Raw genomic sequence first — 26003 nt, forward strand, 5'->3', positions numbered from 1 at the left:
GCGTCATCGCCTCCTCCATGGCCACCGACGCCCACCCCTCACCCAACGGCGACGGGCTGATGCACCGGCACGGCCCCGACCCACCCACCGGAGCTGAACCCGGCACCGCGCCGACCAGCCCGCCCACCGGACAGAAGCGGGCTCCGGGCAGCCGAGCGCAATACAGAGAGCCCCACCGGCTCCACCTCGGGCACTCGGGCACCCGGGCCAGTGGCCGGCAGGCAGGTGGCCCCTCCGGCAACCCCCGCGACCCGGCGCCGGCCGCCCCAGCCGTGCCCCGTTGTTTCCTTCGGGTGAGCAAAGTCGGGGCTTGGGGAGGGTCGGGTGCGGTCGGGCGGGAACGGATCGGTAACCTAAGGCCGCTGACAGACCCTTAGGGCGGCCTTACACAGAGGTCGCCCTGCTTCGCCCACGTTCAAGGAGTTGCCGCCGCCGTGAGCAGCAGCCTTCGACGCGGCTCTCTCGCCGCCGCCGTCATCGCCTTCTCGATCGCCTCGCTCGCCGCGTGCGGTGCCGGCAGCAATGCCGAGACGCTCGAGGTCAAGCCGGACAACGCGGCCACCTCCGTGGGCGTGATCAAGGTCCAGAACGCCCTCGTCATCACCCAGCCCGACGTGAAGGCCACCGGCCCGGCCGTGGTCTCCGCGACGCTGTACAACAACGGCACCACCGCCCAGACCGTGGACTCGATCAACGTCGAGGGCGAGGGCACCGCCGAGATCAAGGCCGCCGACGGCAAGAGCAAGCTGACCGTCCCGGCCGGCGGCTCGATCGTCATCGGTGGCAAGGACAACGCCTCCGCGGTGCTGTCCAGCCCCTCCCAGACCGTCCTGAACGGCAGCGTCCAGAAGGTGACCTTCGCCTTCAGCGAGACCGGTGACGTGAGCCTGGGCGCCTTCGTCGTCCCGGCGGAGAGCTACTTCTCCGACTGGGGCCCGAGCGACATCCCGTCGGCGCCCGCCGCCTCCTCGGCCCCGGCCACGTCGCCGTCCGAGTCGGCCACGGGCTCCCCGTCCGCGTCCGCCTCCGAGGCGGGCCAGGCCGGCACGAGCGCGTCGTCGAGCGCGACGGCCACCACGTCGGCGTCCGCCGGGCAGTAACGCCGGGCACGCGCCAGGTCGGCCGGTCCCCGGCTCCCTACACGGCCGGCGCCACCCGCATGGCCCGTACGCGTGGCCCGTACGCGTGGCCCGTACGCGTGGCCCGTACGCGCACAGCAGTCCAGACGCCGAAGGGCGGGACCCCTCTCCGGGGGTCCCGCCCTTCGGCGTACTGCCGTGTCGTACCGCTCGGGGACGAGGCCGGTCTACGGCTCGAACTTGTAGCCGAGACCGCGGACCGTCACCAGGTACCGCGGCGCGCCCGGGTCCGGCTCGATCTTCGCGCGCAGGCGCTTGACGTGGACGTCGAGGGTCTTGGTGTCACCGACGTAGTCGGCACCCCAGACCCGGTCGATGAGCTGCATGCGGGTCAGCACGCGGCCCGCGTTGCGCAGCAGCATCTCCAGGAGGTCGAACTCCTTCAGCGGAAGTTCGACCTTGCCGCCGGAGACGGTGACCACGTGACGGTCGACGTCCATCCGGACGGGACCGGCCTCGAGGGCGGCCGGGGCGACCTCCTCCGGCTCCCCGCGGCGGCGCAGGACGGCCCGGATACGGGCGACCAGCTCGCGGGAGGAGAAGGGCTTGGTGACGTAGTCGTCGGCTCCTATTTCGAGTCCGACCACCTTGTCGATCTCGCTGTCCTTGGCGGTGACCATGATCACCGGGACGTTGGAGCGGCCCCGCAGCTGACGGCAGACCTCCGTGCCGGGCAGTCCCGGCAGCATCAGGTCGAGGAGGACGAGGTCGGCGCCGTTGCGCTCGAACTCGTCCAGTCCGTCGGGCCCGGTGGTCGCGATGGCGACCTCGAAGCCCTCCTTGCGAAGCATGTACGACAGGGCGTCGGAGAACGACTCCTCGTCCTCTACGACGAGCACACGGGTCACGGAAGGACCTCCGGGGCAGGAAGCGGTTCGTACGGGGATGTGACGGTGGTCGTCCCGTCGGGCTGTCCGGTCTCGTCCTCTTCGTCGAGTCCGGGCATGTGGTGATCGGTGGTGACACGGTCGCGGGCCGCACTCGCCTCCGGCAGCCGCAGGGTGAACGTGGAGCCCTGACCCTCGGAGCTCCACACCGTGACCTCCCCGCCGTGCGAGGCGGCCACGTGCTTGACGATCGCCAGCCCGAGGCCCGTACCGCCGGTGGCACGGGAGCGGGCGGGATCGACACGGTAGAAGCGCTCGAAGATGCGCTCCTTGTCCTTGTCCGAGATGCCGATGCCCTGGTCGGTCACGGCGATCTCGATGTGCTCGCCACCGGGTGCCGTCACCCGGCGGGCGGCTATGCCGACGCGGGTGCGGGCGGGCGAGTAGTTGACGGCGTTCTCGACGAGGTTGCCGAGGGCGGCGGCGAGCTGGCCCCGGTTCCCCCACAGGCTCAGGTCGGCGGTGCCGCCGGCGGCCATGGTGATCTGCTTCGCGCCGGCCTGGTGGCGGCAGCGGTCGATCGCCTCGGCGACCAGCTCGTCGACCCGGACCGGCTCGGCGTCCTCGAGAGGATCGTCGTTCTGCACCCTCGACAGGTCGATGAGCTCCTGCACGAGGTTGGTGAGCCGGGTGGCCTCTATCTGCATGCGTCCGGCGAAGCGCTCGACGGCCTCCGGGTCGTCCGAGGCGTCCATGACGGCCTCGGAGAGCAGGGAGAGCGCTCCGACGGGGGTCTTCAGTTCATGGCTCACGTTCGCCACGAAGTCCCGCCGCACCGCTTCGATGCGGCGCGCCTCCGTCAGGTCCTCCACCAGAAGGAGGACGAGCCTGGATCCGAGGGGAGCGACTCTGGCCGAGACGGCGAGGGCCTCTCCCCGTCCCGTGCCCCTTCTCGGCAGGTCCAGCTCCACCTGACGTATCTCCCCGTCACGACGGGTGTCACGCGCCATGTGGAGCATCGGTTCGACGGCGAGCTTGCCGCCGCGCACCAGTCCGAGGGCGTACGCCGCCGAGCTGGCCTTGACCACGGCGTCCGCTTCGTCGAGTACGACCGCGGACGACCTGAGCACGGACAGCACGGTGTCGACGCCGGGCGGAAGCACGGCGTCCGTGTGCAGGGAGGTGCGGGTCGGGCGTTTCTGGTCGCGTTCGCTCCAGCGGAACGCCAGCATGGCGATGACACCGGTGAGCACTCCGGCGATCGCTGCTGCTGCGGCGACCGCCGCGTTCACGTCCATGCACCCAGGTTAGGCATGGCGTAGCTCCTGGCCACAGCCATCCGAGTGCGAGCTCGAACACTCGTCGCCCAGAGTTCACCCAGGAGCCAGTACTGATTCACTTGAGATGCCGGAAACGGACGCGTACGGGGCCGAACGTGGGAGCGTGGGGTTCCAGGGTCCCTCCGGCCGCCGGCCGGTGGCCGGAACTGGCAGGTCCCGGACCCCGGACCCCGGAAGCTGACGTACGAGAGGGACGACCACATGCGTGACGCGTATCACGAGGAACTTGACTCGATCGGCGACGGCCTGGTCGAGATGGCCCGGCTCGTCGGGTCGGCGATCGGGCGCGCCACGACGGCCATCCTCGATTCCGACCTGAAGCTGGCCGAGAGCGTGATCGCCGCCGACCAGAGGGTCGACGATCTCCAGCACGAGCTCGAGGCCCGCGCGATAGCCCTGCTGGCCCGTCAGCAGCCGGTGGCGACGGATCTCCGTATCGTCGTCACCTCGCTGCGGATGTCCGCCGACCTGGAGCGCTCCGGCGACCTGGCCCAGCACGTGGCCAAGCTGGCCCGGCTGCGTTTCCCCGACCGCGCGGTCCCGCACGACCTGCACGCCACGATCCTGGAGATGGGCCAGCTCGCCCAGCGCCTGATGGCCAAGGCCGCCGAGGTCATCATCACCAAGGACGTCGACCTGGCGATGCAGCTGGAGGCGGACGACGACGAGATGGACCTCCTGCACCGCACGCTCTTCCAGCACCTGCTGGACGACAAGTGGCAGCACGGCATCGAGACCGCCGTCGACGTCACCCTCCTCGGCCGCTACTACGAGCGCTTCGCCGACCACGCCGTGTCGGTCGCCAAGCGAGTCGTGTACCTGGTCACCGGCGAGCACGCCGACGAACTCCAGTCGGACATCCAGCCGGTCACGGGGGTCGAGGGCGCGTAGCCCTTGCCGGGCGGGGACCGGGGCTTACACCTGGCCCCTGCCGGGCGGGAAACGGGGCTGACACCTGGTCCTTGCCGGGCGGCGCCTGGCCCCGTGTCGCGGGGAGCCAGCCCTTGCCGGGCACGGAACGCGACGGTGACTGACCTCCGCCGAGCGGTGCGCGGGGCGCGCCTGCCCCCTGCCGCTGGAGGATGCCCAGCCCTTGCCGGGCACGGGCCGCGACGGTGCCCGGCCCCTGCCAAGAGGTGAGCGGGGGGGGCGCCTGCCTCCTGCCGTTGGAGGATGCCCAGCCCTTGCCGGGCGCGGGCCGTCCCGGTGCCCGGTCCCTGGCGGGCGGACGCCGGGACGGCACGCAGCCCCGGGCGGGCGATCAGTCCTTGCCGACCGAACCAGGACGGTGGCCGGCCTTGCCGGGGGACGGGCGCTGGGTGCTCGGGGCCTCCGGGGAGGGGCGGTGCCGGTCTGTTCTGGATGGGTGCCGGGCCCTACGGAGGAAGCCGACGAGCCCCGTTCCGGGGGCGGCCCCCGGTTCCGCCGCGTGGGCGGCGCGGCGCAGCCTCGTGCCGGCCCGCCCCGCGCGGGATTCGCGCCCTGGGCGCGTAAGACGCCTCAGTGCGCCGTTGATGCGCCCGCCGGGCTGGGCATGAGATGGGCGACGGAAGCCGTGCGGCGCGGTGTGCGCCGGACGCCTTCGTGCGAGAAGGAGGGACCCATGGCCGAATCCCCCAGCACGCCCGACCCGACCCAGGACCGCGACACCCAACAGCCCGCCGAGATCAAGAACCTCCCTTTGTTCGGCGCCTGCGGCTGCGGCTCAGGCTGCGGCTGCGGCTGCCAGTCGGGCAATCCCTGCCAGTGCGGCTGATCACGTACGTACGTCCCGAAGGGCCCCGTCACCGCGACGGGGCCCTTCGTCCTTCACCCGCCGCCGGCCCCGCCTCGCGATCCCGCCCGCCGCCCACGGCTCTGCCCGTCGCGCGAAGACGTAGGCGCGAAGACGTACGCGCGAGGACCGGATGTGCTCGGGCCCGACCGAAATCTGCTCGATTGTGGTGCTGTTGTCCGATTGACCGTGGTCTGACCGGCGAACTCTGCTACCTCTGAGACAGGGGAGGCGGGCCCTGGCCCGCGGCGGCGCGAAGGGCGTCGCCAGGAGGGGACACACGTGAGCACGACACCACGGGACGCGGTCATCGCCATCGAGCAGAAGGCTGTCGACCGCGCCTACGACTGCTACGAGGCCAGGCTCGCGGAGATGACGTCGCCGTCGGCGGCCTCGGCTTCCGCGAGCGGCAAGGACGGCATAGCGGTCCGCGAGAAGGCGGAGAGCGCGGCGGAGGATTACGGCGGACTCGGGGGCGAAGCCCTGGTCATCAGCCGTGTCGACGTCCAGGAGGCGGGCGACGCCGAGCCGGAGACGTTCTACATCGGACGACGCCATGTCTTCGACACCGAGACCCGCGATCAGGTGGTCGTCTCCTGGACGAACCCGATCGCCGTGAGCTGGTACAACGCCCGGCCGGAGACACCGGGCGAGGTGCTCCTGAGACGCCAATTACGCTGCGCCGGGCGCCAGGTCGAGGATTTCCTGGACGAGATCGGCCCGCCCGCCGGTCCGTACCCCGGCTTGCCGGAGCCCGGACCGGAGGGCGTCCTGCCGGCGGCGTTCACGGACGAGCCCGCACCGCTCGAAGCCCTGGGCCTTCCCGGGATCCCCGGAGCCGCCCCCGGAGCCCCCGGAGCCCTGGACAGCCCTGACGCCCTCGGCGGCGAGGACTCCCCGGAGGACGCGGACGGCACCACCGCCTCGCCCGCCGGAGGCCGCCACGCACGGCCGCGAACGATCCCGGCACAGCGGCAGCCCCCCGGCCGGCGCCGTCAAAAGCCACAGCCGGTCGACGAGTTCCTCCTGCGGGAGCTGCGCCGCTCCCGCAGCGGCCGGATGCGCGACATCGTCGAGACGATCAGGCGCGACCAGATGGCCCTGGTCACCGGTTCCCCCACGGACATCCTCGTCATCCAGGGCGGACCCGGCACGGGCAAGTCCGCGGTCGGTCTGCACCGGGTGACCTGGCTCGTCACCAACGGCCACTTCCGCGCACAGGACATCCTGGTCGTGGGCCCGCACCAGAACTTCCTGGAGTACGTGGGGCGCGTACTGCCGACCCTCGGCACCCGGAACGTCACCGCCGTACAGCTCGCCCGCCTCTGGGAAGGGGAGGTCCGCGGCTCGGACTCCCCCACCGCCCGGCTGGTGAAGTCCGACGAACGGATGGCGGCCGTGCTGCGCAGGCGGGTGGAGGGCGAGTGCCGTCCCGAGGCCCTCGACACCGTCGTCTCCGCCCCCTCCCACGCCCAGGACGAACCGGCCTTCGTCGTTGTCGTGGGCGGCACCTCCCTGCGTCTGGCGCGCTCGGACGTGCTCGGTCTCCTCCTGGACGCCCGCGAGGGAGCCGAGGGTCACCGTGCGCGCCGGGACCGGTTCCGCACGCTGCTCGTGGACCGGCTGCTGGGTGAACTCGCGGGCATCGCCCCGCACCGCGGCAGGGACGCCACCGTGCGCCGCGAGCTGGAGCGCAACCGGCAGGTCACCACCCTCGTGGAGCGGATCTGGCCCGCGCTGAGCGCCGAGGAAGCGCTGCGCGGTCTGCTCAACTCCCCCACCAGACTGCGCGAGTGCGCCGAGGGGATCCTCGATCAGGGCGAACAGGCGTCCCTGCAGAGACGGAAGGCCGACAGCGCCGCCGAAGAACAGTGGACGGTCGACGACTTGGTCTGTCTCGAAGAACTGCGCTTCCTCATCGCGGGCGAGAGTCCCCGGAGGTACCGGCACATCGTGGTCGACGAGGCACAGGACCTCACCCCGATGCAGGCGAGGTCGCTGCGCAGACGGTGTCCGACCGGCTCGATGACCGTGCTCGGCGATCTGGCCCAGGCCACCGGACCGCACTCCTACACCAGTTGGAAACGACTGGGCGGAATCCTGTCCGCCCAGGGCGACTGGCGCGTGGCCGAGCTGAACACGAGCTACCGCGTCCCCGCGGAGATCATGGAGTTCGTGGCGCCCCTGGCCCGGGCCATCGCCCCCTCCCTTCCCTACCCCACAGCCGTACGAAGGGCCGGCGACGGAGCCGTACGCCTCGTCCCCACCACCCCGTGGGAACTGCTGGACGACGCGGCGACCCGTACGGCACTCCTCGCGGGCACGAACGACGGCCGCACCCCCAGGTCGATCGCCGTCGTCGTCCCCGACGACTCCGGCTGGCTGGAGGAGGTCCGACGGCGCGTCGACCTCGTGGACGGCATGACCGAGGAGACCCTGCGGACCGTGTCCGTGCTCCCCGCCGCCCAGGCCAAGGGTATGGAGTTCGACCACGTCCTGGTGCTGGAGCCCTCGGCCATGGCCGACCAAGGTCCGGCCGGGCTGCGCCAGTTGTACGTCGCCCTGTCCCGTAGCACCCAGACGCTGACGGTCCTCCACACGACACCGCTGCCGCCGGAGCTGGGCAGGCCGGACGACGACGTGAGCGGTGAAGTCACCTCCGCCTACGCCTACTTGGCGCCCACGGCGACGCGGTCGCCGCAGGGGACGATATCCGGCGGTTCCGACCCCCAGGCCTCGACCACGAACGGCTCCGCCGGCGACGACCTACCGGTGGGCACGCCCGTCGAGATGCGGGTGCTCGGCCCCGGCCCTGGTTCCCACTTGAAGGTGAAGGTCCTCGCGCCCGCCACCGAGCGAACCGTCCTCCTCGTCCCGCGCCACGGCGAACCCACTCCGGCCACGGGCTCCCGGCTCGACGGCTGGGTGACCCGGAACGAAGGCCAGTTGAGCCTGGTCTCGGCCGGCGACTTCGGCCGCCGCCCCATCTCCTCCCGGATGGTCCCCCGTTACGAGGCCGCGCTCGGCGTCCTGCGGGACATCGCCCACGGGGATGTCCCGCCCTCGCCGGAGACGACGGCCCTGCTCTCGGAGCTGAAGGGCATGGCAGCCCGCTGTCTGAGACGCGACCGGGTCGACTGGCTGAGCGTCTGGCGTCTGCTGGGGTCCGCCGACCGCGACCGGCTGAGCGAGCTGGCGGACCTCGCCCAGCACACCCGGCAGGCGATCGGGTCGGACGCTCCCGGCCTGCGAGCCGCCCTGACGGAAGACCCGGCGTTCCGCCACTGGACCGACACCCTCGACCGGGCCCGGGACGAACTCCGCCATCGGCTCCACACCGGCCCGGAAACGGGGACGCCGGCCGAGACCGCCCCCCAGCCGGAGCCCAAGCCGGAGCCCGAGCTGGACATCGAGTACGAGCCCGAGAACGAGACCGGAGCGCCAACCGAAGTGCCGACCGAAACGGACGCGGAATCGGAGACAGGTACGGAACCGGAGACGGGCACGGACCCGGAACCGGACACGGGACCGGAGACGAGTACGGAACCGGAACGGGAACCGGACACGGACACGGCACCCCCCGGGACGATCACGCCCCCACCCACCGAGCCGCGCAGAACACTCGAACCGAAGGACACCGACCCCATGAACACTGCCGCCCTCCTGGAAATCGAGCCCGCCCCGTCCGAGGGAGGGACGGCGTGGAGCGAGGCACTCGCGCGGCGACTGGACGTCGAGGCTCAGGCCGACCGGGACTGCAACACGCACGAGGCCGTGCGCTACGAACTGAAGGCCGCACTCCTGCGAGCGGGACTCCGGCCTTCGGACTCCCGGGTCTCCGACGCGACCCTGGAGGGCCCGGACGGCTTCGTCCGCTACGAGGTGCTCGGCGCCGACCGTTCCGGCTACTCCCAGTTGCGCGCGGGAGCCGCCCGCCTCATCGAACTCGACCGGGTGGAAACACGCACCGCGGACACCCGGTACCTGATCCTGTCCGAGCCGCCCACGGAGGAGTGGGCTCCCGACGCGATCCTGGAGGCCTTCGGCGTCCACGTCGTATGGCGAACCGCGTCCGGCTGGCAGGGCCAGGACGCGCGAACGGCCCTGCGCCTGACGGATTGACCGATTGACCAGGACTCGACCGACCGATTGACTGCACCGCCGGGGACGGCACCCACCGCCCCGACGGTGCGGAAAGGAACCACCCAGGAACTGATGGAACGCCCCCTCCTCTTCCTCGACGTCGACGGCCCCCTGATCCCGTTCGGCCCGTCACCCACCGGCCCCGAGACCTCCGGCTCCTGCCCCGTCTCCGAAGCACTCCCCGACGGGGGGAACCCGCTGCTCAGGCGGCTCGACCCGACTGTGGGCCCACGTCTGATGGCGCTCGGATGCGATCTGGTGTGGGCCACGACGTGGATGGAGGAGGCGAACGCATCGGTGGGCCCAGTGATCGGACTGCCCCGGCTGCCTGTGGTGGAGTGGCCCGAAGCCACCGAGGCGGGGCCGCGGGGCCTGCACTGGAAGACCCGTCCCCTCGTCGAACGGGCCGAGGGCCGCCCGTTCATCTGGGTCGACGACGAGATCGGCACCATGGACCGCCTGTGGGTGGCCGCACAGCACGGGAGCCCCTGCTTGCTGCACCGCGTCTCCCCGTCCGAGGGCCTGACCGGCACCGACTTCACCACCCTCACCAACTGGCTCCGCACCACCGTGCCGAGCCGCTGACGGGAACCCCGCTGACAGCGGCCGCACGGACGTGCGATCATTCGCGCCGGTGCTCCCCGCCCCATGGCTCGGCGCCGTCCTTCACGCCCCCATGACCGAGAGCGATCCACCGATACCCATGCACCTGCGTTTCCGCGCTGCCCGCGTCACGGCCGCCACCATCGCCGCGGCCACCGCGGGACTTGCCCTGCCGGCCACCGCCCACGCCGCCGTCACCTGCGCGGACGGGGTGTGGAAGGCCACGTACCACCCGAATACCTCCTTCAGCGGTACGCCCAGGCTGACCACCTGCGACACCTCGATCAACGAGGACTACGGCACCGGCGACCCGGCCGGGGTCACACTGCCCAGCGACAACTTCGGCGTCCGTTGGCAGACCACCCGCGACTTCGGCTCCGGGGGACCCTTCAGCTTCAGCGTCGCCGTCCGTGACGGCATCCGCGTCTATGTCGACGGCACCCGCAAGGTCGACCTGTGGAAGAACGTCTCCACGACCCAGGTCAAGACCGTCAACCTCAGCATTCCGAGCGGCCGTCACAGCATCCGCGTCGACTTCGTCGCGTGGACGGGCTACGCCAACGTCAAGTTCGGCTACGCGCCCCGCACTTCGGCGACCGTCGACACCGTCAAGCCTCTTGCCCCCATCGGCTTCTCGACGGCCTACGACCCCACCACCCTCAAGGTCGGCACCCGTTGGGCGAAGAGACCCGAGATGGACCTCGCCGGCTACCGCGTCTACCGGCGCCTCGTCGGCGCCACGGCCTGGACCCGGATCGCCGCACCCACCACGACGTCGTTCACCGACAGCCCGCCCGCCACCGGTGCCGGATACCAGTACGTCGTACGCGCCGTGGACAAGGCCGGCAACGAATCCGGCAGCTCGTCCCTCCAGACCGTCACCACCACCGACAGGACCGCGCCCCCCGTACCCACGGGGCTCAACGTCACTGACGGCGCGTCGGGCATCGCCGTGGCCTGGCAGCCGGTCACGGGCGCCGCCCGCTACTACGTCTACCGGGCGAGCCAGATCACGGACGACGACTCGGCCCCCGTCTACAACAAGGTCGCCACGGTCACCGCGGCCTCCTGGACCGACACCACCGCCCGGGAACATTTGCACCACCTGTACCGCGTCTCGGCCGTGGACGCGGCAGGCAATGTGTCCGCGCCGTCAGCGGTCGACAGCGTCACCCGCGACGACCACCCGCCGCTCCCTCCGACCGGCCCCACGGCCTCGCCCGTGTCCGGCACCGGCATCGTGCTGAAGTGGACCGCCTCGCCGAGCGAGGACGTCCACCACTATCACGTGTACAGAAATGGCCGACTCCTGGAGGGCAACCCGCGGACGGCCACGTACACCGACCCGTATGTGCTCCACGACAGGAAGTACGACTACACGGTCACCGCCGTGGACAGTCAGGCGAACGAGTCGGCGCAGTCCGTGAAGGTCTCGGTCGTAGCCCCGCGTGAAGGGCTGGCACCGGCTCCCGTCACCGGGGTGAGCGCCACCCCGGAGGAGGACGGCGTCGCGGTCGAGTGGCAGCCGAGCAAGAGCGAGGACATCTCGCAGTACCAGGTCTACAGAGGCGAGTACGCGGCGGGCACCTGGACCTACCACCTGCTCTGGGAAGAGTGGTACGGCGTCGGCGATGACACCTTCTACTTCGACGAAACCCCCGCGGACGGTGAGACCGTGCGCTACGCCGTGGTCGCCGTCGACGAGTCGGGCAACTCACGGTTCGACACGGGCGAGACCTTCTCCTTCGTCACCGTGACCGAACTCGACCTGGCCACCCCCACGATTCCGACGCCACCCGGCGCGCCGCTGCGGCTCACCGCGAGGTCGATCAGCGAGGCATGGGCGGAGCTGACCTGGAGCTGTGACACCGAGGCCTGCGCCGGCGCAACGGGATTCCACGTCTACCGGTGGGACGGCCACACCTCGTCGTACGTACGGCTGACAAGCAACCCGCTGAGCGCCGGCACCCGCTTCTACTCGGACACGAGCGCCCCTGAGGGCATCGCCCATCACTACTGGGTCACCGCGGTCATGCCGGACGGCACGGAATCGGCTCCCGCCGCGGCCACGGACAAGCCCGGCGACAACTGAAGCCGACCACCAGTCGCTCACACAACAGGCCAGGGCCGGTCGGAATGCTCTGTCGGTGACGTCCGGCCCTCCCAGTCGACCTGAAGCCCAGAGACCGCCCTCCCACCAAGAAGCCCCCGCCCTGCCAGGAAACAGCAGGTCGGGGGCTCGCTGGTGTCGCGTTACTTCTTCTCACCCTGGGTCTTGTCGTAGATCTTGGTGACCTGCGTAATCGCTGCTCAGGAGCGGTGGGCTCGCGCGCCGGTTCGGACGCCGGCCGGGCGAACGGCCTGGCTGTGGCGTCGTCGTGGGGGCGGCTTTCACCGTAATTCCCCGCTGTTCCCCGCCCGATCTGGCGCGCTCGTGGTGCGCGCTGCGTCATCCCCGCTTCGGTGGCACCTATCGCTTCTGCGCCCTGTAGCGCTTCATCAGCGCAGTGATCCGTGCGTGGTCCGCGTGGCCGTTCAGCTCGGCAACGAGATCGTCAGGACACAACTCGTAGAGATCCCCCCACCATCGACGTCCCCGGTTGTCCCAGATCCGATATCCCCCTGGCACGCCCCGGGCTACGTAGCGTCTCCTACTCACAGTCCCCCCGTTCCCGCCGTGCCTCCGTATGCGCTCGCCCCCACGATGGCCTCGTGGCTGACCTACCTGCCCCGCGCCCCGGTTCCCCGGAAGTCCCCGCCCGTTCTGGGGGGAAAGCGGCACGGCCTGATTCTGCTCATGCTGGAGTATCGCCGCACGCTGAACGTCACCAGCAATCCTCTTTTGGGGCGCAGCTCTGCCTTGCCCGGTCTTCCTGGATCGGCGGGTCTCTGATTCGTGTGCTAGGTGAGGAGCCAGCCGACGGAGCGCTGTCCGGCCAACCATTCATCGTCAGGGTCCGCACCGATCGGACCGCCCTAGCGGGGTGCCTACTGGGTAGTGGGGCGCACCCCAGTACCCAGTAGCCAAGCCTGAGTTGGATAAAAATCCACGGATGCCGTCTCGCCCACAAGCGGCGGCCGGCGGACTCAGGTGGGCGTCGTCGGGTCTCTTTCCGTTCTGTGTGGGTCGCCACGGCTCTTCAGGAGGGAGGCGGCCGTGTGCACTGGCCCGGCGACAAGAGCCGTCGGCGTTACAGGCATTGGGTGAGATTGCCGACTGATCGGCGGGGCCTTACAGTGCGCGGCATGTCGAACCGTTTGAAGCGCACCCTGGTTGCCGCGGCCAGAGGGGCTGCCATGGTCTTGGGGCTTACCGCGTTCTGGATGATGCAGGGTGCCTCGCCGGCCGGAGTCGCGCCGTGGGCGGTTGGTTTCGCCGTGCTCTTCGCTGTGATCACCTGGTACACGTGGTGGTACTACGGAGACTCTTCCAAGGCACTCGCGCTGCAGGCGAAGGCGGAGGCGAAGAGGACCCAGAGCCTCGGGCAGTAGTCCCGAACCGGCGCTTTTCGCAGGCCAAAACTCATGTGTACCTCCTGAAGGGACCCTGATCCTCCATGCCCGATGATCCCGAGTACGTGATTGCCGCGGCGGCGCGGAGGGATCTAACGCTCCCCTCTTATCTCCAGCCACTCCTGCCTCACATGCGACTCAAGGGCTGGTTGATGCCGCTGGTGTTCGCGGTGCTCGCCCTGGGGTTCTGGGGGTATAGCAACAGCAAGGAAGACCCCAGGCCGGCGACGCACGCTCTTGCTGCCGTCATCTTCGCCGTGGTCAGCGTGTTCTTCGTGATCGCCAAGGGCTGGGTTGAGTGGCGGCTCCGCCGCAACTCGGCAGGGGAGTAAGGCTGTCGGACCGCTGCCGGGCCTGGGCCGCTTGTCGCTTGTCTTGTCGCTTGTCGGCTCACAGGTCAGAGCGTGTGCCAGACACTCCCGTAGTGAGGCACTGTCTTTCGCGACAAGCGGCAAGGGGAGCCGGCGTCTATGCGGCCGCCCGCGATGCCGGTTCTCCGGCCGCAAGATCACAAAGGCTGAGGCTCCAGAAGGGTTCCAGAGCATGAAAATGCCTCCCGCCCGCGCCATCTGCGCAGGTGGGAGGCATGATCACAAAATCTACTTCTTCTTGCCCTGGTTCTTGACCGCCTCGATCGCGGCCGCTGCCGCGTCCGGGTCGAGGTAGGTGCCGCCCGGGTTGAGGGGCTTGAAGTCGGCGTCCAGCTCGTAGGAGAGGGGGATGCCGGTGGGGATGTTCAGGCCCGCGATGTCGGCGTCGGAGATGCCGTCGAGGTGCTTGACCAGGGCGCGCAGCGAGTTGCCGTGGGCCGCGACCAGGACCGTACGGCCGGTCAGCAGGTCCGGGACGATGCCGTCGAACCAGTACGGGAGCATGCGGACGACGACGTCCTTGAGGCACTCCGTCTGGGGGCGCACCTCGGGCGGCAGGGCCGCGTAGCGCGCGTCGTCGAACTGGGAGTACTCGGCGTCGCGGTCGAGCGCCGGCGGCGGGGTGTCGTACGAGCGGCGCCACAGCATGAACTGCTCCTCGCCGAACTCGGCGAGCGTCTGGGCCTTGTCCTTGCCCTGGAGCGCACCGTAGTGACGCTCGTTCAGGCGCCAGCTCCGGTGGACCGGGATCCAGTGACGGTCCGCGGCCTCCAGCGCGAGCTGCGCGGTGCGGATCGCGCGCTTCTGGAGCGAGGTGTGGACCACGTCGGGCAGCAGGCCGGCGTCCTTGAGCAGCTCACCGCCGCGGACTGCCTCCTTCTCGCCCTTCTCGTTGAGGTTGACGTCCACCCAGCCGGTGAACAGATTCTTCGCGTTCCATTCGCTCTCGCCGTGGCGGAGGAGGATCAGCTTGTACGGTGCGTCGGCCATGGCTCCGAGCGTAATCGAACCCCGCGACCGCTCGCGCCCTCGGCCATCAGTCGGACACGGGAGCCCCCGGACGGCCGTCCCCCGCCCGCCCCGGCGCCCTTCAGTTGACGGCATCTGTTAATTGAGTGGCTCTCGGAGGCCGGCGGCTCGTAAGTTGTGCCCACCGCCCGAGCCGCTTACATCCGTGGGGGATCCATGCCTGCCGCCGTCATGAGACGTGCCGTCCGAGAGACCGTCTCAGGACTCCCCCGCGAGTTCTGGTGGCTGTGGACGAGCACACTCGTCAACCGGCTCGGGGCGTTCGTCGCCACCTTCATGGCCCTGTATCTGACCCTCGACCGCGGCTACTCCGCCTCGTACGCGGGTCTGGTCGCCTCCCTGCACGGCCTCGGCGGTGTCATCTCCTCGCTCGTCGCGGGTGTCATGACCGACCGGTTCGGGCGGCGTCCCACACTGCTCGTCGCGCAGGTGTCGACGGCCGCCTCGGTCGCGCTGCTCGGCTTCATGCACGATCCCGTGGCCATCGCCGCCGTCGCCTTCCTCGTCGGCATGGCCAGCAACGCCTCCCGGCCCGCCGTGCAGGCGATGATGGCCGACATCGTCCGGCCCGAGGACCGCGTCCGCGCCTTCTCGCTCAACTACTGGGCCATCAACCTCGGTTTCGCCGTCTCCTCGATGGGCGCCGGCTTCATCGCCGAGTTCAGCTACCTCGCGGGCTTCCTCATCGAGGCGGCCATGACCCTCGTCTGCGCGATCGTCGTCTTCGCGAAGCTCCCGGAGTCCAAGCCGGTGCAGGCCGCCAAGGAGGCAGCGGCGGAGGCCGCGGTCGGGCTCGGGACCGTGCTGCGCGACGGCCGGTTCATGAGCGTGGTCGGGCTGTCGTTCCTCGTCGCCCTCGTCTTCCAGCAGGGCGCCGTCGGACTGCCGGTCGCCATGGGCCGGGCCGGATTCACCCCGGCCGACTACGGCACGGCGATCGCCGTCAACGGCTTCATGATCGTCGCGCTCCAGATCCCCGTCGGCCGTTTCATCGAGCACCGGGACCCCAAGTCGCTGCTCGTGATCTCGTCGCTGCTCGCCGGATACGGGTTCGGGCTCACCGCCTTCGCCGGCTCGGTCGGGGTCTTCACGCTCACCGTCTGCGTGTGGACCCTCGCCGAGATCGTCAACGCCCCGACGCAGACCGGTCTCGTCGTCCGCCTCTCCCCCGTCCACGGGCGTGGCCGCTACCAGGGCATGTACACCCTCTCCTGGGCCCTCGCCTCGCTCGTCGCCCCGGTGATGTCCGGTGTCGTCATCGACCGCTTCGGCGCGGCCTGGCTCTGGGGACTGTGCGCGGTGGTCGGCACGGCGGCGGGCCTCGGGTACGGGCTGCTCATGCGACGGCTCCCGGCGGAGGAGTCGGTCCGAGGGGCCGGTTCGGTCCCCGACTCCGTACGGGAGTCCGTGCGGGAACCGGTACGGGAGTCCGTGCCTGGCTCTGTGCGGGAGCCGGCCCGGAGCGCCGGAGCCGAAGCCGGAGCCGGGGTCACCCCGGCCTGAGCCCCGACCCGTCGCCCCGGTCAGAAGTCCCCTCCGTGGACGTGTCCGCATCTCACGGATGCATCCGCGCCCCCTTCACCACCTTGTCCACCGCGTTCCGGGGCCCGTACACCGCGAGTCCCACCAGGTCCAGTTCGCCGGTCGGCACCGCTCGTACGGCCGCGCGGTTGTCCCGGTCGTTGCCCGTGGCGAAGAGGTCCGAGGTGAAGACCGCTCGTGGCAGCGCCCGGGACAGCGCGCGGCCGTGGGCGGCGGTCAGCGTCTCCTTCGACGCTTCGAGGACCAGCACCGGCTGCCGGAACATCGGCAGGTAGGAGACTCCGTCGGCGTCCTCGTACGGCTCCCCGATCACCTCGGAGACGGCCGTCCCCAGGCCGCTGACGAGGAAGGCGGTCACATTGAGCCGCTGCCAGGGCTCCAGATCGTCCCGCAGGACGACGGTGATCTTGGTGTCGAAGCGCACGGGCGCGGCGTCCGGAAGGCGCGCACCGCCGACGCCGGACGGGTTCATCTCGGTCTCGCTGCTCATGCGAGAAGAGTGCCGAGCCGCGTACCGCGTCGTCTTGTACGTTCTTTGCATGGCCCCCCAGCGTGAGACGTCCGCCTGGCGCCCCGGCGTCCCGGGCATCGTCGAGGTCTTTCACGCGCACTACACCGAGTACGCGTACCCGATGCACGTGCACGAGGCCTGGACCCTGCTGATCGTCGACGACGGCGCCGTCCGCTACGACCTCGACCGGCACGAGCACGGCACCCCGCGCGACACGGTGACGCTGCTGCCGCCGCACATCCCGCACAACGGCGCGCCCGCCACCGCGCGCGGTTTCCGCAAGCGGGTCCTCTACCTCGACGGCTCGCGCCTCGCCGACGACCTCATCGGCCCCGCCGTGGACGGCCCCGACCTCGCGGATCCCGTACTGCGGGCCCGGGTCGCCCAGGTGCACACGGCGCTCGCCCGCCCCGGGGACGAGCTGGAGGCCGACAGCAGACTGACGCTGATCGCGGACCGGCTGCGCGGGCTGCTCCTCCCCCGGTCGGCGCGGGAACTCCCGCCCGCCGACCGGCCGCTCGCCCGCCGGCTGCGCGAACTCCTCGACGAGCGGGTGGTGGAGGGCATCGCCCTGGAGGAAGCCGCGCGGCTCGTGAACGCCCACCCGGCGCACCTGGTCCGGGCGTTCAGCGGCGCGTTCGGCATCGCCCCGCACCAGTACCTGACGTCCCGCCGCGTGGACCGCGCCCGCCGCCTGCTCCTCGACGGACGCCCGCCGGGCGAGGTGGCCGCCCTGACCGGCTTCTACGACCAGTCCCATCTCACCCGTCACTTCAGGCGGCTGGTGGGGGTGACTCCGGGGCGGTACGTACGGTCGTGAGCCGGGACGGACGCCGAGACCCCGGAGCCACAGGCCCTAGAGGGCGCGCTGGGCCTCGTACAGATTGCGTGGCCGTACGACGTCCGTCGTCCCGTACAGCTCCAGCCTGGAACGCAGGTCCCCGGTGAAGTCGGGGACGTCGATCTGGTCGAACTCGGTGACCTCGTTGACGCCGACGGTGGCGCTGCGGGGGGCGAGGCCGTCGATCTTCATCAGACCGGCCCGGCTGTTGGTGACCCGGATGTTCCAGTGGGTGAAGCGCGCGCCGAACAGCGGACCGGCGGAGGCGTCGCCGCCGTGCCGGCCGTCGTTGTCGACGGTGATGTCGGTACGGACGTTCGCGAAGGGCAGTCCGCGGTGGGAGTCGAAGGTGCCCATCCGCATGTCGCCGCGCGACCAGACGTTGTACGAGGACAGACCCTCGACGTTGATGCCGTGCAACTGGGTTCCGGCGGGCGCGGGAACGGTGCGCTCCTCGACCGTGAAGTCCTCGATCAGGTTGTCGTGCGAGCCCTCGCGGCAGAAGTACGGGTGGTGCGAGCCGCGTCCGGCGACGGTCGTACGGCGCAGGGTGCAGGCGGAGGCGGCGACGAGCCCGAAGCCGTTGTCGACGTGGCGGACCGTGACGTCGTCCACCCAGCAGTCGTAGGCGCACTGCAGGACGACTCCGTTGTAGCCCTTGTCGAGGAGGTGCGGGGGCTGCGGTGTCTCCACGGCCTCCAGGGTCAGCCCCTCCACCCCCGCGCCGGTCAGCTCCTCGACGTGCGTGGTCAGCCGGGGGTCCCACTCCGGGCGTACGTCGAGCGGGAGGGGGCGTTCGAGGGTCACCCTGCGGCCGCGCACACGGGCGACGCGGACGGGCCACTCGTAGGGGACGTACGAGGTCAGCTTGGTCTTGTCGTCCCAGAAGTACGCCTCCGGTCCCGGTCCGCCGCCCGACATGTGCTCCAGGAGCGTGTGGCCGGCGTCGTCGGCGAGGCGGAGCAGGACGAGCGCGCCGGGGCGCAGTCCGGAGGCGTCCGCGACGGTCACCGTCCAGGAGCCCTGGCGCGCGGGCTCGACGGTCGTGACGGTCCGCCAGGCGTCGCGCGTGTTGCCGGTCCAGCCCTCGAAGGGCCAGGCCTTCGCCCGGATGGCGGCGACGAGGGAGTCCCAACGGGCCTCGGGGGCCAGCCAGATGAGGCCGCCGGCCCAGGACCAGGACGACTTGTCGCCACCGTAGCGGGATCCGTAGGCGCCGATCAGTTCGGTGAGGTTCCTGGTCGCGTACAGAGTCGTACGGCCGCTGCCGGCGCCCCGGAGGACCACGTTCGAGTGGCCGATGTGGATCAGGCCGTCGATGCGGAACGTCCCGGGAGGGATGGTGACCGTGCCACCGCCGGCCCTTCCGGCGGCGGCGATGGCACGGTTGATCGCGGGAGCGCAGTCCGTCGTGCCGTCGGCGGCGACGGCACCGTGGTCGCGGATGTCGGTCACGACGGGACGGCGGGGCAGGCGGGCGGCCCCACGGTGCGCGCCGGACCTGCCGACGTACGGGATCTGCGGGTGGGTGAACGGGGAGCGGGCGAACTCCCGCCAGAGTGCCGGGACTTCTCCGGTCCGGGAGGTGCCCGGCGCGACGCCGGACGAGGTGACGCCGGACGAGGCGACGCCCGCGCCCGGGGCGAGTGACAGGACCGGCTCAGCCGCCCCCGGCGCCGCCGCGGCGGCCGTCGTGCCGGTGACGGCGGTGGCCGCCACGGCGGTGGCGCTGCCGAGCAGGGCCCGCCTGGTGATCCCCGTCCCCGTGTACCCGTGCCTGCCGTTCATGCCCGTCCGCCCTTCCATGCGCTTCCGGTTTCCGTGCGACTTTTCATGGATGTGAACGATGTTCAGATCTGCGTCGGCGGTGAGCATGCCACGGAGACCCCGGGCGGGGAAAGGGTCCCGCAATGCCTAATTGACCGAGGGTGAGTCTCGACGGAAACGCCGGACGGAGAGCGTCAGCGGGCAGGGCGCTGAGTCAGATGTGTGAACGCTTCGAGATTGCGCGTCGACTCGCCGCGGGACACCCGCCAGGCGTACTCCTTGCGGATCGCGGAAGCGAAACCGAGTTCCAGGAGGGTGTTGAAGGAGCCGTCGGCGGCTTCGAGAACGGACCCGAGGAGACGGTCGACCTCTTCCGGGGTCACGGCGGTCAGCGGCAGCTTGCCGACCAGATACACGTCCCCCAGGGAATCGACGGCGTAGGCGACCCCGTAGAGCTTGAGATTGCGCTCCAGGAGCCAGCGGTGGACCGCCTCGTGGTTCTCGTCGGGGTGGCGGATCACGAACGCGTTCAGCGACAGCGAGTGCCGGCCGACGATCAGCGAGACCGTCGTCGAGAGCTTGCGGGTGCCGGGCAGTTTCACGACGTACGAGCCCGCGCCGGGGCTCTCCCACTCCAGCTCGGCCTCCGTGAGGACCTGCTCGATGATCGACGATGCGTCAGCCATGCGGCGAGCGTACGTGACCCGCGGGAGGCCCACCGAAGGGGGCACACCCGCGTCGGGCACGGGATGGGCGCGTCAGGCGTGGTGGGCGCGCAGGCGGCGCCGGTGGTCCTGGGTCGCCGCCGTGTACACGTCCGCCGTCGCCGCCGCCGCGGTGTCCCAGCCGAAGCGCTCCGCGTGGCGTGCCGCGGCGGCGCCCATCCGGGCCACGAGGGTCTCGTCGTCGGCGAATTCTCGCAGCACGCGCGCGTAGTCGGCGGGATGGTGACCCTGCACGAGGAAGCCGGTCTCCTGGTGGCGTACGGCCACAGGCAGGCCTCCGACCTCGGCCGCGAGCACCGGCGTACCGGCCGCCTGCGCCTCGATGGCGACCAGCCCGAAGGACTCGCTGTACGAGGGCATGACCAGCACGCTCGCGGCCCGGAACCAGTCCGCGAGCTGGTCCTGCCCGACGGGCGGCCGGAACCGTACGACGTCGGCGATGCCCAGCCGCGCGGCCAGTTTCTGGAGCCCTTCGGGCTTGGCGAGCCCGCTGCCGCTCGGACCGCCCACCACGGGGACGACGATCCGGCGGCGCAGCTCGGGCCGCTCGTCGAGCAGTACGGCGACCGCGCGCAACAGCACGTCGGGGGCCTTGAGGGGCTGTACGCGGCCCGCGAAGAGGGGGATCAGGGCGTCCTGCGGGAGCCCGAGCCGCGCGCGGGCGGCGGCACGGCCGTCGGCGGGCCGGAAGCGGTCGAGGTTGACCCCGGGGTGGACGACGGCGACGTTGCCGGACTCCGCGCCGTAGTGGCGTACGAGCTCGTCGGCCTCCTCGGCGGTGTTCGCGATGAGGCGGTCGGCGGCGCGCACGATCTGGGTCTCGCCGATGACACGCGCGGCGGGCTCGGGGGTGTCGCCCTCGGCCAGCGCCGCGTTCTTGACCTTGGCCATGGTGTGCATCGCGTGGACCAGGGGTGCGCCCCAGCGTTCGGCGGCCAGCCAGCCGACGTGGCCGGAGAGCCAGTAGTGCGAGTGCACGAGGTCGTAGTAGCCGGGGCGGTGACCGGCCCAGGCCTGCATGACGCCGTGGGTGAAGGCGCAGAGCTGGGCGGGGAGGTCTTCCTTGGCCAGGCCCTCGTAGGGGCCCGCGTCGACGTGCCGGACGAGGACGCCCGGAGCCAGTTCGACGGCCGGCGGGAGTGCCCCGGTGGTGGCCCGCGTGAAGATCTCGACCTCGATGTTGATCGCGGCGAGCCTCTGGGCGAGTTCGACGATGTACACGTTCATGCCGCCGGCGTCGCCCGTTCCGGGCTGGTGCAGGGGCGAGGTGTGCACGGAGAGCATGGCCACGCGGCGGGGCCTGCGGTGCAGCCTGAGCCGCGAGGACGTTGCCGGGGAGCGACGCCCGAGCCTGCTCACGTACTGGCTCACGTGGCGATCCTCCTTGCTGCGGGCATGCCGGTCGGAGGACGTGTTCACGCCCTCCAGGGGGTGGAACGCCGGACGAGTCCGCTCCATTTCCCCTTTGCCGAATCATTACCCCAAGTCGCTCAACCGTTCGATCGCGGGTTGCGTCTGCTCCGTGGGCCGCGCCGAGTCCGGCGAGGTTTTCCACAGCGGGGTGGCGGGGGTGGCCGCCGCTGTCCACAGGGGCACCCGGTCCGGTGCGGGGCGCCTACTCTCGTACGCATGACAACCCGCGCAGCCTCCCTCCCCCGCATCGTGGGCACGGTGACGCGCGGGACGACGAACCCCAACCGCCTGCGCCGCATGGACCGCTGGATCGCGGCCGTGCACGGCGCCGAACTCCGCCGGGCACCGGAGCCGGTGGCCGTGGACCTCGGCTACGGCGCCGCGCCATGGACCGCCGTCGAGCTGCTGACCCGGCTGCGCACCGCCGCCCCCCGCACCCACGTCTTCGGCATCGAGATCGAACCGGCACGGGTCGCCGCCGCCCGCCCTTACGAACGCGAGGGCCTCTCCTTCCGGCACGGCGGCTTCGAGGTCCCGGTGCCGGGCCGGCCGCATCTGATCCGGGCGGCGAACGTGCTGCGCCAGTACGACGAGGAGCAGGTCGCCGACGTCTGGCGGCGGCTCTGCGCGCGGCTCGCGCCGGCAAGCCCCGGCTCCCGGGGCGGACTGCTCGTCGAGGGCACCTGCGACGAGATCGGCCGTCGGCACGTCTGGGTCGCCCTCGGCCCGGAAGGCCCGCGCACGGTCACCTTCGCCACCCGGCTCGGCTCCCTGGACCGCCCGTCCGACCTGGCCGAGCGGCTGCCGAAGGCCCTCATCCACCGCAATGTGCCGGGCGAGCCCGTGCACGCGTTCCTGCGCGACTTCGACCGCGCCTGGGCGGCCGCCGCGCCGTACGCCGCGTACGGCGCGAGACAGCGCTGGATACGCACGGTCCGCGATCTGACGGCCGACTGGTCGGTCGTGGACGGGGCCGCCCGCTGGCGCCAGGGCGAAGTGACGGTGCGCTGGGAGGCGTTGGCGCCCCGCGCCTGACGGAGCGTGGGGGTCCGGCGACCGGGAGGCGACCATTGTGTGGCCTGGGGGGAACGATCTCGGTGAGTCGCACGTCACACAGGCGGGGGGATGAGATCGTCATGCCGACGCGGGCTCCGGGGAAGGGAGTTCCTGCCTGCCTCGCGCGCGAGGGAAGGGAGTTCTTGCCCGGCTCTGTCGCATTGCGCGCCGACATGGCACGATCCCTCAGGCGTCCGTAAGTTACTGACGGTAAATCAGGTGGGGGGCGGAGATGGGATCCGGCAAGTGGAGTCTGACCACGGCGGCCATGGCCCTGGCCTGCGCATGCGCCTGCGTGGTGCTGGCGCCGTCAGGGACGGCCTACGCGAGCCCGGCACCGAAGCCGGCGCCGACCAGGACTCCCACGGCGACCCCGACACCCGTGAGCAACAAGGACCTTGAAGCGGTCCGCAAGAAGCTCGACAAGCTCTACCACGAAGCGGCGGTCGCCACGGACGCGTACAACGCCGCCGAGGAGAAGACCCAGGAGCAGTCCGCCGAGATCGTCGGGCTGGCCCAGCAGATCGTCAAGGGCCAGGCGAAACTGGACACGTTGAAGGACCGCGCGGGTGCCGCGGCCCGTGCCCAGTACCGCGGCGGCGGTCTGCCGCCCGAGGCACGGCTGTGGCTGAGCGACGACCCGGAGGAGTTCCTGGACGGCGCCGGGCGGGTGCGGCAGGGCGAGCACGCCACCAAGGGACTGCTGGACGAGATGGCGCGCACCCAGCAGGACTTGCGGCAGTACGCGAAGGACGCCTCCGCGCAGTGGCGGAAGCTGGAGGCCGACCGCGAGGCCCGGGCCGAGGCCCAGAAGAAGATCGAGCAGCGGATCTCCGACGCCGAGAAGCTGGAGTCCCGGCTGGAGAAGAAGGAGAAGGAGCGGCTCGCGAAGCTGGAGGAGGAGGCGGCCCACCAGGCGCAGTCGGCCTGGCTGAGCTCCGGCGTCCTCGCCGACATCAAGAGCGACGCGTCCGAACAGGGCAAGAAGGCCGTGAAGTACGCGACCGACCAGATCGGCAAGCCGTACGAGTGGGGCGCCGAGGGTCCGAAGACGTTCGACTGTTCGGGGCTCACCTCGCAGGCCTGGGCGGCCGCCGGTCACCCCATCCCCCGCACCTCGCAGGAGCAGTGGAGGCAGCTCCAGCACATCGACATCAAGGACATGCGTCCTGGCGACCTGATCATCTACTTCGACGACGCCAGCCATGTCGGGATGTACATAGGGGACGGCGCGATCGTGCACGCCCCGCGCCCCGGACGCACGGTGACGATCACGGGCGCGGGTTCGATGCGGATCCTGGGCGTCGTACGGCCGGACCGGGACGCCGCCTCGTCGGGCGGTGACGCCACGAAGGAGGTGCGCCGTCACTCGTGACGGCGTTCCGTCCGCGGTTCGCGGAGACAGGTCCGTGCGTCCGTCCGGATGGTGCGCCGGGCGGGCGGCATAGTGGCGCGGGCCGTCCCGACAGGCACCCTGCGCCGCGCACGGCGCGCTCCGAGGGTGCAGGCGTGACGCGCCGCACGTGACCCACCGCACGGTTGCCCCGGCCGCCCGAACCCGGGGACGTGACCTTCGTCATCCCCGGCGGGACCGCGTCCTGTCCAAATGCGTTACGGGATGCGGCATATGACGGTGGCCCTTTGCCCCACGGCGCGCCGTCGGCCATTCCGCTGCGGCACCGGCGGGCGCTATGGTCCCCGTCGGTGGGTCGAGATCCTTCGCCCGCCACGCCCTCGGGGGGAGGGAAGGAACCCAGACGATGCCCGTACCCGTACCGCGGCAGAGAGCGATCCCGGCCGTGGAGAGTGGTCAGGCTCAAGCCGTGTTCTCACCCGGCGGCCCATCCGGCGACACCACCGGCGGCCCCGCCGGCACAGCACCGGAAGCCCGCACCACGACCCCGAACCCCGGCACCACCCATCTCACGCTCCTGGTCATCGAGGACGACCCGGCGGGGTCGCTCGGTGTGCCCGAGATGCTCGACGCGGCCGGCAAGCCGGTCAGGGTCCGTACCGCCCGCAACCTCACCGAGGCCGAGCGGCTCCTCACCGACGACGTCCACTGCATCCTGCTCGACCTCGCGCTGCCCGCGCCGGGCCGGGCGGCGGAGGGCGCCGACGAGCTGGCGACGCTCAAGCACGTCCTGCGGCTCGCGCCCGGCCACGCCGTCCTCGCGCTCACCGCGTCCGGTGACGCCGAGCGCGGCACGGAGGCGGTGCGTGTCGGCGCCCAGGACTATCTCTTCCGCGACGAGTTGGACAGCCGGCTGCTGAGCCGCGCGATCCGGTACGCGGTGGAGCGGAAACGTTCCGACAAGGCCGAACGCCGGCTCACCGAGTCCAAGCTCCGCGCCCAGGAGAACGCCCGCCTGGAGCGCGGGCTGCTGCCGACCCCGCTGTTGGAGGGCTCCTCGCTGCGCTTCGCCGCGCGCTACCGCCCGGGACGCTCCCGCGCGCTGCTCGGCGGCGACTTCTACGACACCGTGCGGACGGCCGACGGCACCGTGCACGCGATGATCGGCGACGTCTGCGGGCACGGGCCCGACGAGGCGGCGCTCGGTGTGGAGCTGCGCATCGCCTGGCGCGCCCTGACGTTCGCGGGTCTGTGCGGCGACGAGCTCCTGTCGACGCTGCAGCAGGTCCTGGAGCACGAGCGCGAGAACGACGAGATCTTCGCGACGCTGTGCACCGTGGACATCGCGCCGGACGGGCGCCGGGCCGGGCTCTGCCTGGCCGGTCACCCGTCCCCGCTGATCGCCCGTCCGGGCCGGGCCGCCGAACTGCTGCCGTACGACAACAACGGACCCGCGCTCGGTCTGCTGCCGAACGCCCGCTGGCCGCGGATGCAGGTGGAACTGGGTGCCGCGTGGAGTCTGATGCTCTACACCGACGGGCTGATCGAGGGTCACACCGGCGTGGGCAAGGAACGTCTGGGCCTGGACGGCATGGTGGCCATGGTCCGGCGGCAGCTCGCGCTGGGGCTCCAGGGCGAGGATCTGCTGCGTGCGGCGGTGAACGAGGCGCGGGAACTCAACGGTGGGGAGCTGGCGGACGACGTGGCGGTGCTGTTGCTGGACCGGGGTCCGTAGCGGGCGCTCGCCTCTGGCGGTCGCTTCTGGCGGTCGCCCGTTGCGGGCGCTCGCCTCTGGCGGTCGCGGGTCCGGTCGGTGGGTGGGTCGGGGCCGCGCCGGTACATCCGCCCGCATCCGAACGGATCCCACCGGCGTTGCGAGGTGCGGGTGGGTGCTGATCCGTCCGGCCTGCGGGCATTTGATGTACCGGCACGTCCCCTCCCGCGAATCGCCGACTGCGGGTGCGTCGTGGGGGCCGTGCCGGCTTCTTCCGTGCGCGCCCGACTGCAGGTGCGTCGTGGGGGCCGCGGCACTCCGGGCCGTGTGCTCCTGGCTGC

Annotated in this window: 21 protein-coding genes; 13 read left to right on the forward strand and 8 right to left on the reverse strand. The window is 71.2% G+C overall.

Annotated elements, in window-relative coordinates:
* The first annotated feature begins 434 nt into the window (after window positions 1–434).
* Window positions 435–1100 (forward strand): DUF461 domain-containing protein, encoded by a 666-nt coding sequence (locus tag ACWEBX_RS09675; protein WP_451884361.1) that lies wholly within the window; start codon window positions 435–437, stop codon window positions 1098–1100.
* Between the two features lie 206 nt (window positions 1101–1306).
* On the opposite strand, the gene ACWEBX_RS09680 is transcribed toward ACWEBX_RS09675, so the two are convergent.
* Both ACWEBX_RS09680 and ACWEBX_RS09685 read right to left on the reverse strand, forming a co-directional pair.
* Window positions 1307–1987: a response regulator gene (locus tag ACWEBX_RS09680; protein ID WP_451884362.1), complete on the reverse strand. Its 681-nt coding sequence runs from the start codon at window positions 1985–1987 to the stop codon at window positions 1307–1309.
* Window positions 1984–3264 (reverse strand): sensor histidine kinase, encoded by a 1281-nt coding sequence (locus tag ACWEBX_RS09685; protein WP_355759776.1) that lies wholly within the window; start codon window positions 3262–3264, stop codon window positions 1984–1986. Before ACWEBX_RS09685 ends, ACWEBX_RS09680 begins: the two co-directional genes overlap by 4 nt.
* A gap of 243 nt (window positions 3265–3507) precedes the next feature.
* Here ACWEBX_RS09685 and phoU point away from each other — a divergent pair, with 243 nt between their 5' ends.
* The 5 genes from phoU to ACWEBX_RS09710 all read left to right on the forward strand — a co-directional run bounded on the left by phoU (window position 3508) and on the right by ACWEBX_RS09710 (window position 11918).
* Window positions 3508–4197, forward strand: coding sequence for a phosphate signaling complex protein PhoU (gene phoU, locus ACWEBX_RS09690; protein WP_451884363.1), 690 nt, complete (start codon window positions 3508–3510; stop codon window positions 4195–4197).
* 712 nt (window positions 4198–4909) lie between these two features.
* Window positions 4910–5062, forward strand: a complete 153-nt coding sequence (locus tag ACWEBX_RS09695) for a hypothetical protein (protein WP_328451008.1) — start codon at window positions 4910–4912, stop codon at window positions 5060–5062.
* 300 nt (window positions 5063–5362) lie between these two features.
* The gene (locus tag ACWEBX_RS09700; RefSeq protein ID WP_451884364.1) at window positions 5363–9202 is read left to right on the forward strand and encodes an ATP-binding domain-containing protein; all 3840 of its coding nucleotides are present in this window, start codon (window positions 5363–5365) and stop codon (window positions 9200–9202) included.
* Window positions 9203–9295: 93 nt separating this feature from the next.
* A complete protein-coding gene (locus tag ACWEBX_RS09705) occupies window positions 9296–9808 on the forward strand; it encodes an HAD domain-containing protein (RefSeq protein WP_451884365.1) in 513 nt (170 codons plus the stop codon).
* A gap of 118 nt (window positions 9809–9926) precedes the next feature.
* Window positions 9927–11918, forward strand: a complete 1992-nt coding sequence (locus ACWEBX_RS09710; RefSeq protein WP_451884366.1) for a fibronectin type III domain-containing protein — start codon at window positions 9927–9929, stop codon at window positions 11916–11918.
* Window positions 11919–12296: 378 nt separating this feature from the next.
* On the opposite strand, the gene ACWEBX_RS09715 is transcribed toward ACWEBX_RS09710, so the two are convergent.
* Window positions 12297–12485 carry a hypothetical protein gene (locus tag ACWEBX_RS09715; RefSeq protein ID WP_451884367.1) on the reverse strand — a complete coding sequence of 63 codons (189 nt, stop codon included), beginning with the start codon at window positions 12483–12485 and terminating at the stop codon, window positions 12297–12299.
* 587 nt (window positions 12486–13072) lie between these two features.
* On the opposite strand from ACWEBX_RS09715, the gene ACWEBX_RS09720 reads away from it, so the two are divergent.
* Together ACWEBX_RS09720 and ACWEBX_RS09725 are read left to right on the forward strand one after the other, a co-directional pair.
* Window positions 13073–13318 carry a hypothetical protein gene (locus ACWEBX_RS09720; RefSeq protein WP_451884368.1) on the forward strand — a complete coding sequence of 82 codons (246 nt, stop codon included), beginning with the start codon at window positions 13073–13075 and terminating at the stop codon, window positions 13316–13318.
* A gap of 65 nt (window positions 13319–13383) precedes the next feature.
* Window positions 13384–13671: a hypothetical protein gene (locus ACWEBX_RS09725; RefSeq protein ID WP_451884369.1), complete on the forward strand. Its 288-nt coding sequence runs from the start codon at window positions 13384–13386 to the stop codon at window positions 13669–13671.
* Window positions 13672–13938: 267 nt separating this feature from the next.
* Here the strand turns inward: ACWEBX_RS09725 and ACWEBX_RS09730 are convergent, their stop codons facing one another.
* The gene (locus ACWEBX_RS09730) at window positions 13939–14700 is read right to left on the reverse strand and encodes a phosphoglyceromutase (protein ID WP_451884370.1); all 762 of its coding nucleotides are present in this window, start codon (window positions 14698–14700) and stop codon (window positions 13939–13941) included.
* 195 nt (window positions 14701–14895) lie between these two features.
* On the opposite strand from ACWEBX_RS09730, the gene ACWEBX_RS09735 reads away from it, so the two are divergent.
* A complete protein-coding gene (locus ACWEBX_RS09735; RefSeq protein WP_451884371.1) occupies window positions 14896–16242 on the forward strand; it encodes an MDR family MFS transporter in 1347 nt (448 codons plus the stop codon).
* 52 nt (window positions 16243–16294) lie between these two features.
* Here the strand turns inward: ACWEBX_RS09735 and ACWEBX_RS09740 are convergent, their stop codons facing one another.
* On the reverse strand, window positions 16295–16771 hold the full coding sequence (locus tag ACWEBX_RS09740) for a DUF2000 family protein (RefSeq protein WP_451884372.1): 477 nt from the start codon (window positions 16769–16771) through the stop codon (window positions 16295–16297).
* Window positions 16772–16820: 49 nt separating this feature from the next.
* On the opposite strand from ACWEBX_RS09740, the gene ACWEBX_RS09745 reads away from it, so the two are divergent.
* Complete coding sequence (locus tag ACWEBX_RS09745) at window positions 16821–17612, forward strand: AraC family transcriptional regulator (RefSeq protein WP_451884373.1); 792 nt, start codon at window positions 16821–16823, stop codon at window positions 17610–17612.
* 36 nt (window positions 17613–17648) lie between these two features.
* On the opposite strand, the gene ACWEBX_RS09750 is transcribed toward ACWEBX_RS09745, so the two are convergent.
* From ACWEBX_RS09750 to mshA, 3 genes are all read right to left on the reverse strand, one after another.
* On the reverse strand, window positions 17649–19421 hold the full coding sequence (locus tag ACWEBX_RS09750; protein WP_451884374.1) for a glycosyl hydrolase family 28-related protein: 1773 nt from the start codon (window positions 19419–19421) through the stop codon (window positions 17649–17651).
* A gap of 173 nt (window positions 19422–19594) precedes the next feature.
* Window positions 19595–20086 carry a YbjN domain-containing protein gene (locus tag ACWEBX_RS09755; protein WP_451884375.1) on the reverse strand — a complete coding sequence of 164 codons (492 nt, stop codon included), beginning with the start codon at window positions 20084–20086 and terminating at the stop codon, window positions 19595–19597.
* Between the two features lie 72 nt (window positions 20087–20158).
* On the reverse strand, window positions 20159–21496 hold the full coding sequence (gene mshA / locus ACWEBX_RS09760) for a D-inositol-3-phosphate glycosyltransferase (RefSeq protein WP_451884376.1): 1338 nt from the start codon (window positions 21494–21496) through the stop codon (window positions 20159–20161).
* A 258-nt stretch (window positions 21497–21754) separates the two neighbouring features.
* On the opposite strand from mshA, the gene ACWEBX_RS09765 reads away from it, so the two are divergent.
* The 3 genes from ACWEBX_RS09765 to ACWEBX_RS09775 all read left to right on the forward strand — a co-directional run bounded on the left by ACWEBX_RS09765 (window position 21755) and on the right by ACWEBX_RS09775 (window position 25683).
* A complete protein-coding gene (locus ACWEBX_RS09765; RefSeq protein ID WP_451884377.1) occupies window positions 21755–22573 on the forward strand; it encodes a class I SAM-dependent methyltransferase in 819 nt (272 codons plus the stop codon).
* A gap of 253 nt (window positions 22574–22826) precedes the next feature.
* On the forward strand, window positions 22827–23969 hold the full coding sequence (locus tag ACWEBX_RS09770) for an NlpC/P60 family protein (protein ID WP_451884378.1): 1143 nt from the start codon (window positions 22827–22829) through the stop codon (window positions 23967–23969).
* Between the two features lie 385 nt (window positions 23970–24354).
* A complete protein-coding gene (locus tag ACWEBX_RS09775; RefSeq protein WP_451884379.1) occupies window positions 24355–25683 on the forward strand; it encodes a PP2C family protein-serine/threonine phosphatase in 1329 nt (442 codons plus the stop codon).
* The last annotated feature ends 320 nt before the right edge of the window (window positions 25684–26003 follow it).

The sequence above is a fragment of the Streptomyces sp. NPDC005070 genome, from assembly GCF_053600395.1.

Coding starts and splice junctions, on each gene's coding strand:
- ACWEBX_RS09730 (WP_451884370.1), bottom strand. CDS start 14,700: ATGGCCGACGCACCGTACAAGCTGATCCTCCTCCGCCACGGCGAGAGC.
- ACWEBX_RS09765 (WP_451884377.1), top strand. CDS start 21,755: ATGACAACCCGCGCAGCCTCCCTCCCCCGCATCGTGGGCACGGTGACG.
- ACWEBX_RS09735 (WP_451884371.1), top strand. CDS start 14,896: ATGCCTGCCGCCGTCATGAGACGTGCCGTCCGAGAGACCGTCTCAGGA.
- ACWEBX_RS09745 (WP_451884373.1), top strand. CDS start 16,821: ATGGCCCCCCAGCGTGAGACGTCCGCCTGGCGCCCCGGCGTCCCGGGC.
- ACWEBX_RS09775 (WP_451884379.1), top strand. CDS start 24,355: ATGCCCGTACCCGTACCGCGGCAGAGAGCGATCCCGGCCGTGGAGAGT.
- ACWEBX_RS09720 (WP_451884368.1), top strand. CDS start 13,073: ATGTCGAACCGTTTGAAGCGCACCCTGGTTGCCGCGGCCAGAGGGGCT.
- ACWEBX_RS09710 (WP_451884366.1), top strand. CDS start 9,927: ATGCACCTGCGTTTCCGCGCTGCCCGCGTCACGGCCGCCACCATCGCC.
- ACWEBX_RS09695 (WP_328451008.1), top strand. CDS start 4,910: ATGGCCGAATCCCCCAGCACGCCCGACCCGACCCAGGACCGCGACACC.
- ACWEBX_RS09755 (WP_451884375.1), bottom strand. CDS start 20,086: ATGGCTGACGCATCGTCGATCATCGAGCAGGTCCTCACGGAGGCCGAG.
- ACWEBX_RS09685 (WP_355759776.1), bottom strand. CDS start 3,264: ATGGACGTGAACGCGGCGGTCGCCGCAGCAGCAGCGATCGCCGGAGTG.
- ACWEBX_RS09740 (WP_451884372.1), bottom strand. CDS start 16,771: ATGAGCAGCGAGACCGAGATGAACCCGTCCGGCGTCGGCGGTGCGCGC.
- ACWEBX_RS09705 (WP_451884365.1), top strand. CDS start 9,296: ATGGAACGCCCCCTCCTCTTCCTCGACGTCGACGGCCCCCTGATCCCG.
- ACWEBX_RS09725 (WP_451884369.1), top strand. CDS start 13,384: ATGCCCGATGATCCCGAGTACGTGATTGCCGCGGCGGCGCGGAGGGAT.
- phoU (WP_451884363.1), top strand. CDS start 3,508: ATGCGTGACGCGTATCACGAGGAACTTGACTCGATCGGCGACGGCCTG.
- ACWEBX_RS09770 (WP_451884378.1), top strand. CDS start 22,827: ATGGGATCCGGCAAGTGGAGTCTGACCACGGCGGCCATGGCCCTGGCC.
- ACWEBX_RS09750 (WP_451884374.1), bottom strand. CDS start 19,421: ATGAACGGCAGGCACGGGTACACGGGGACGGGGATCACCAGGCGGGCC.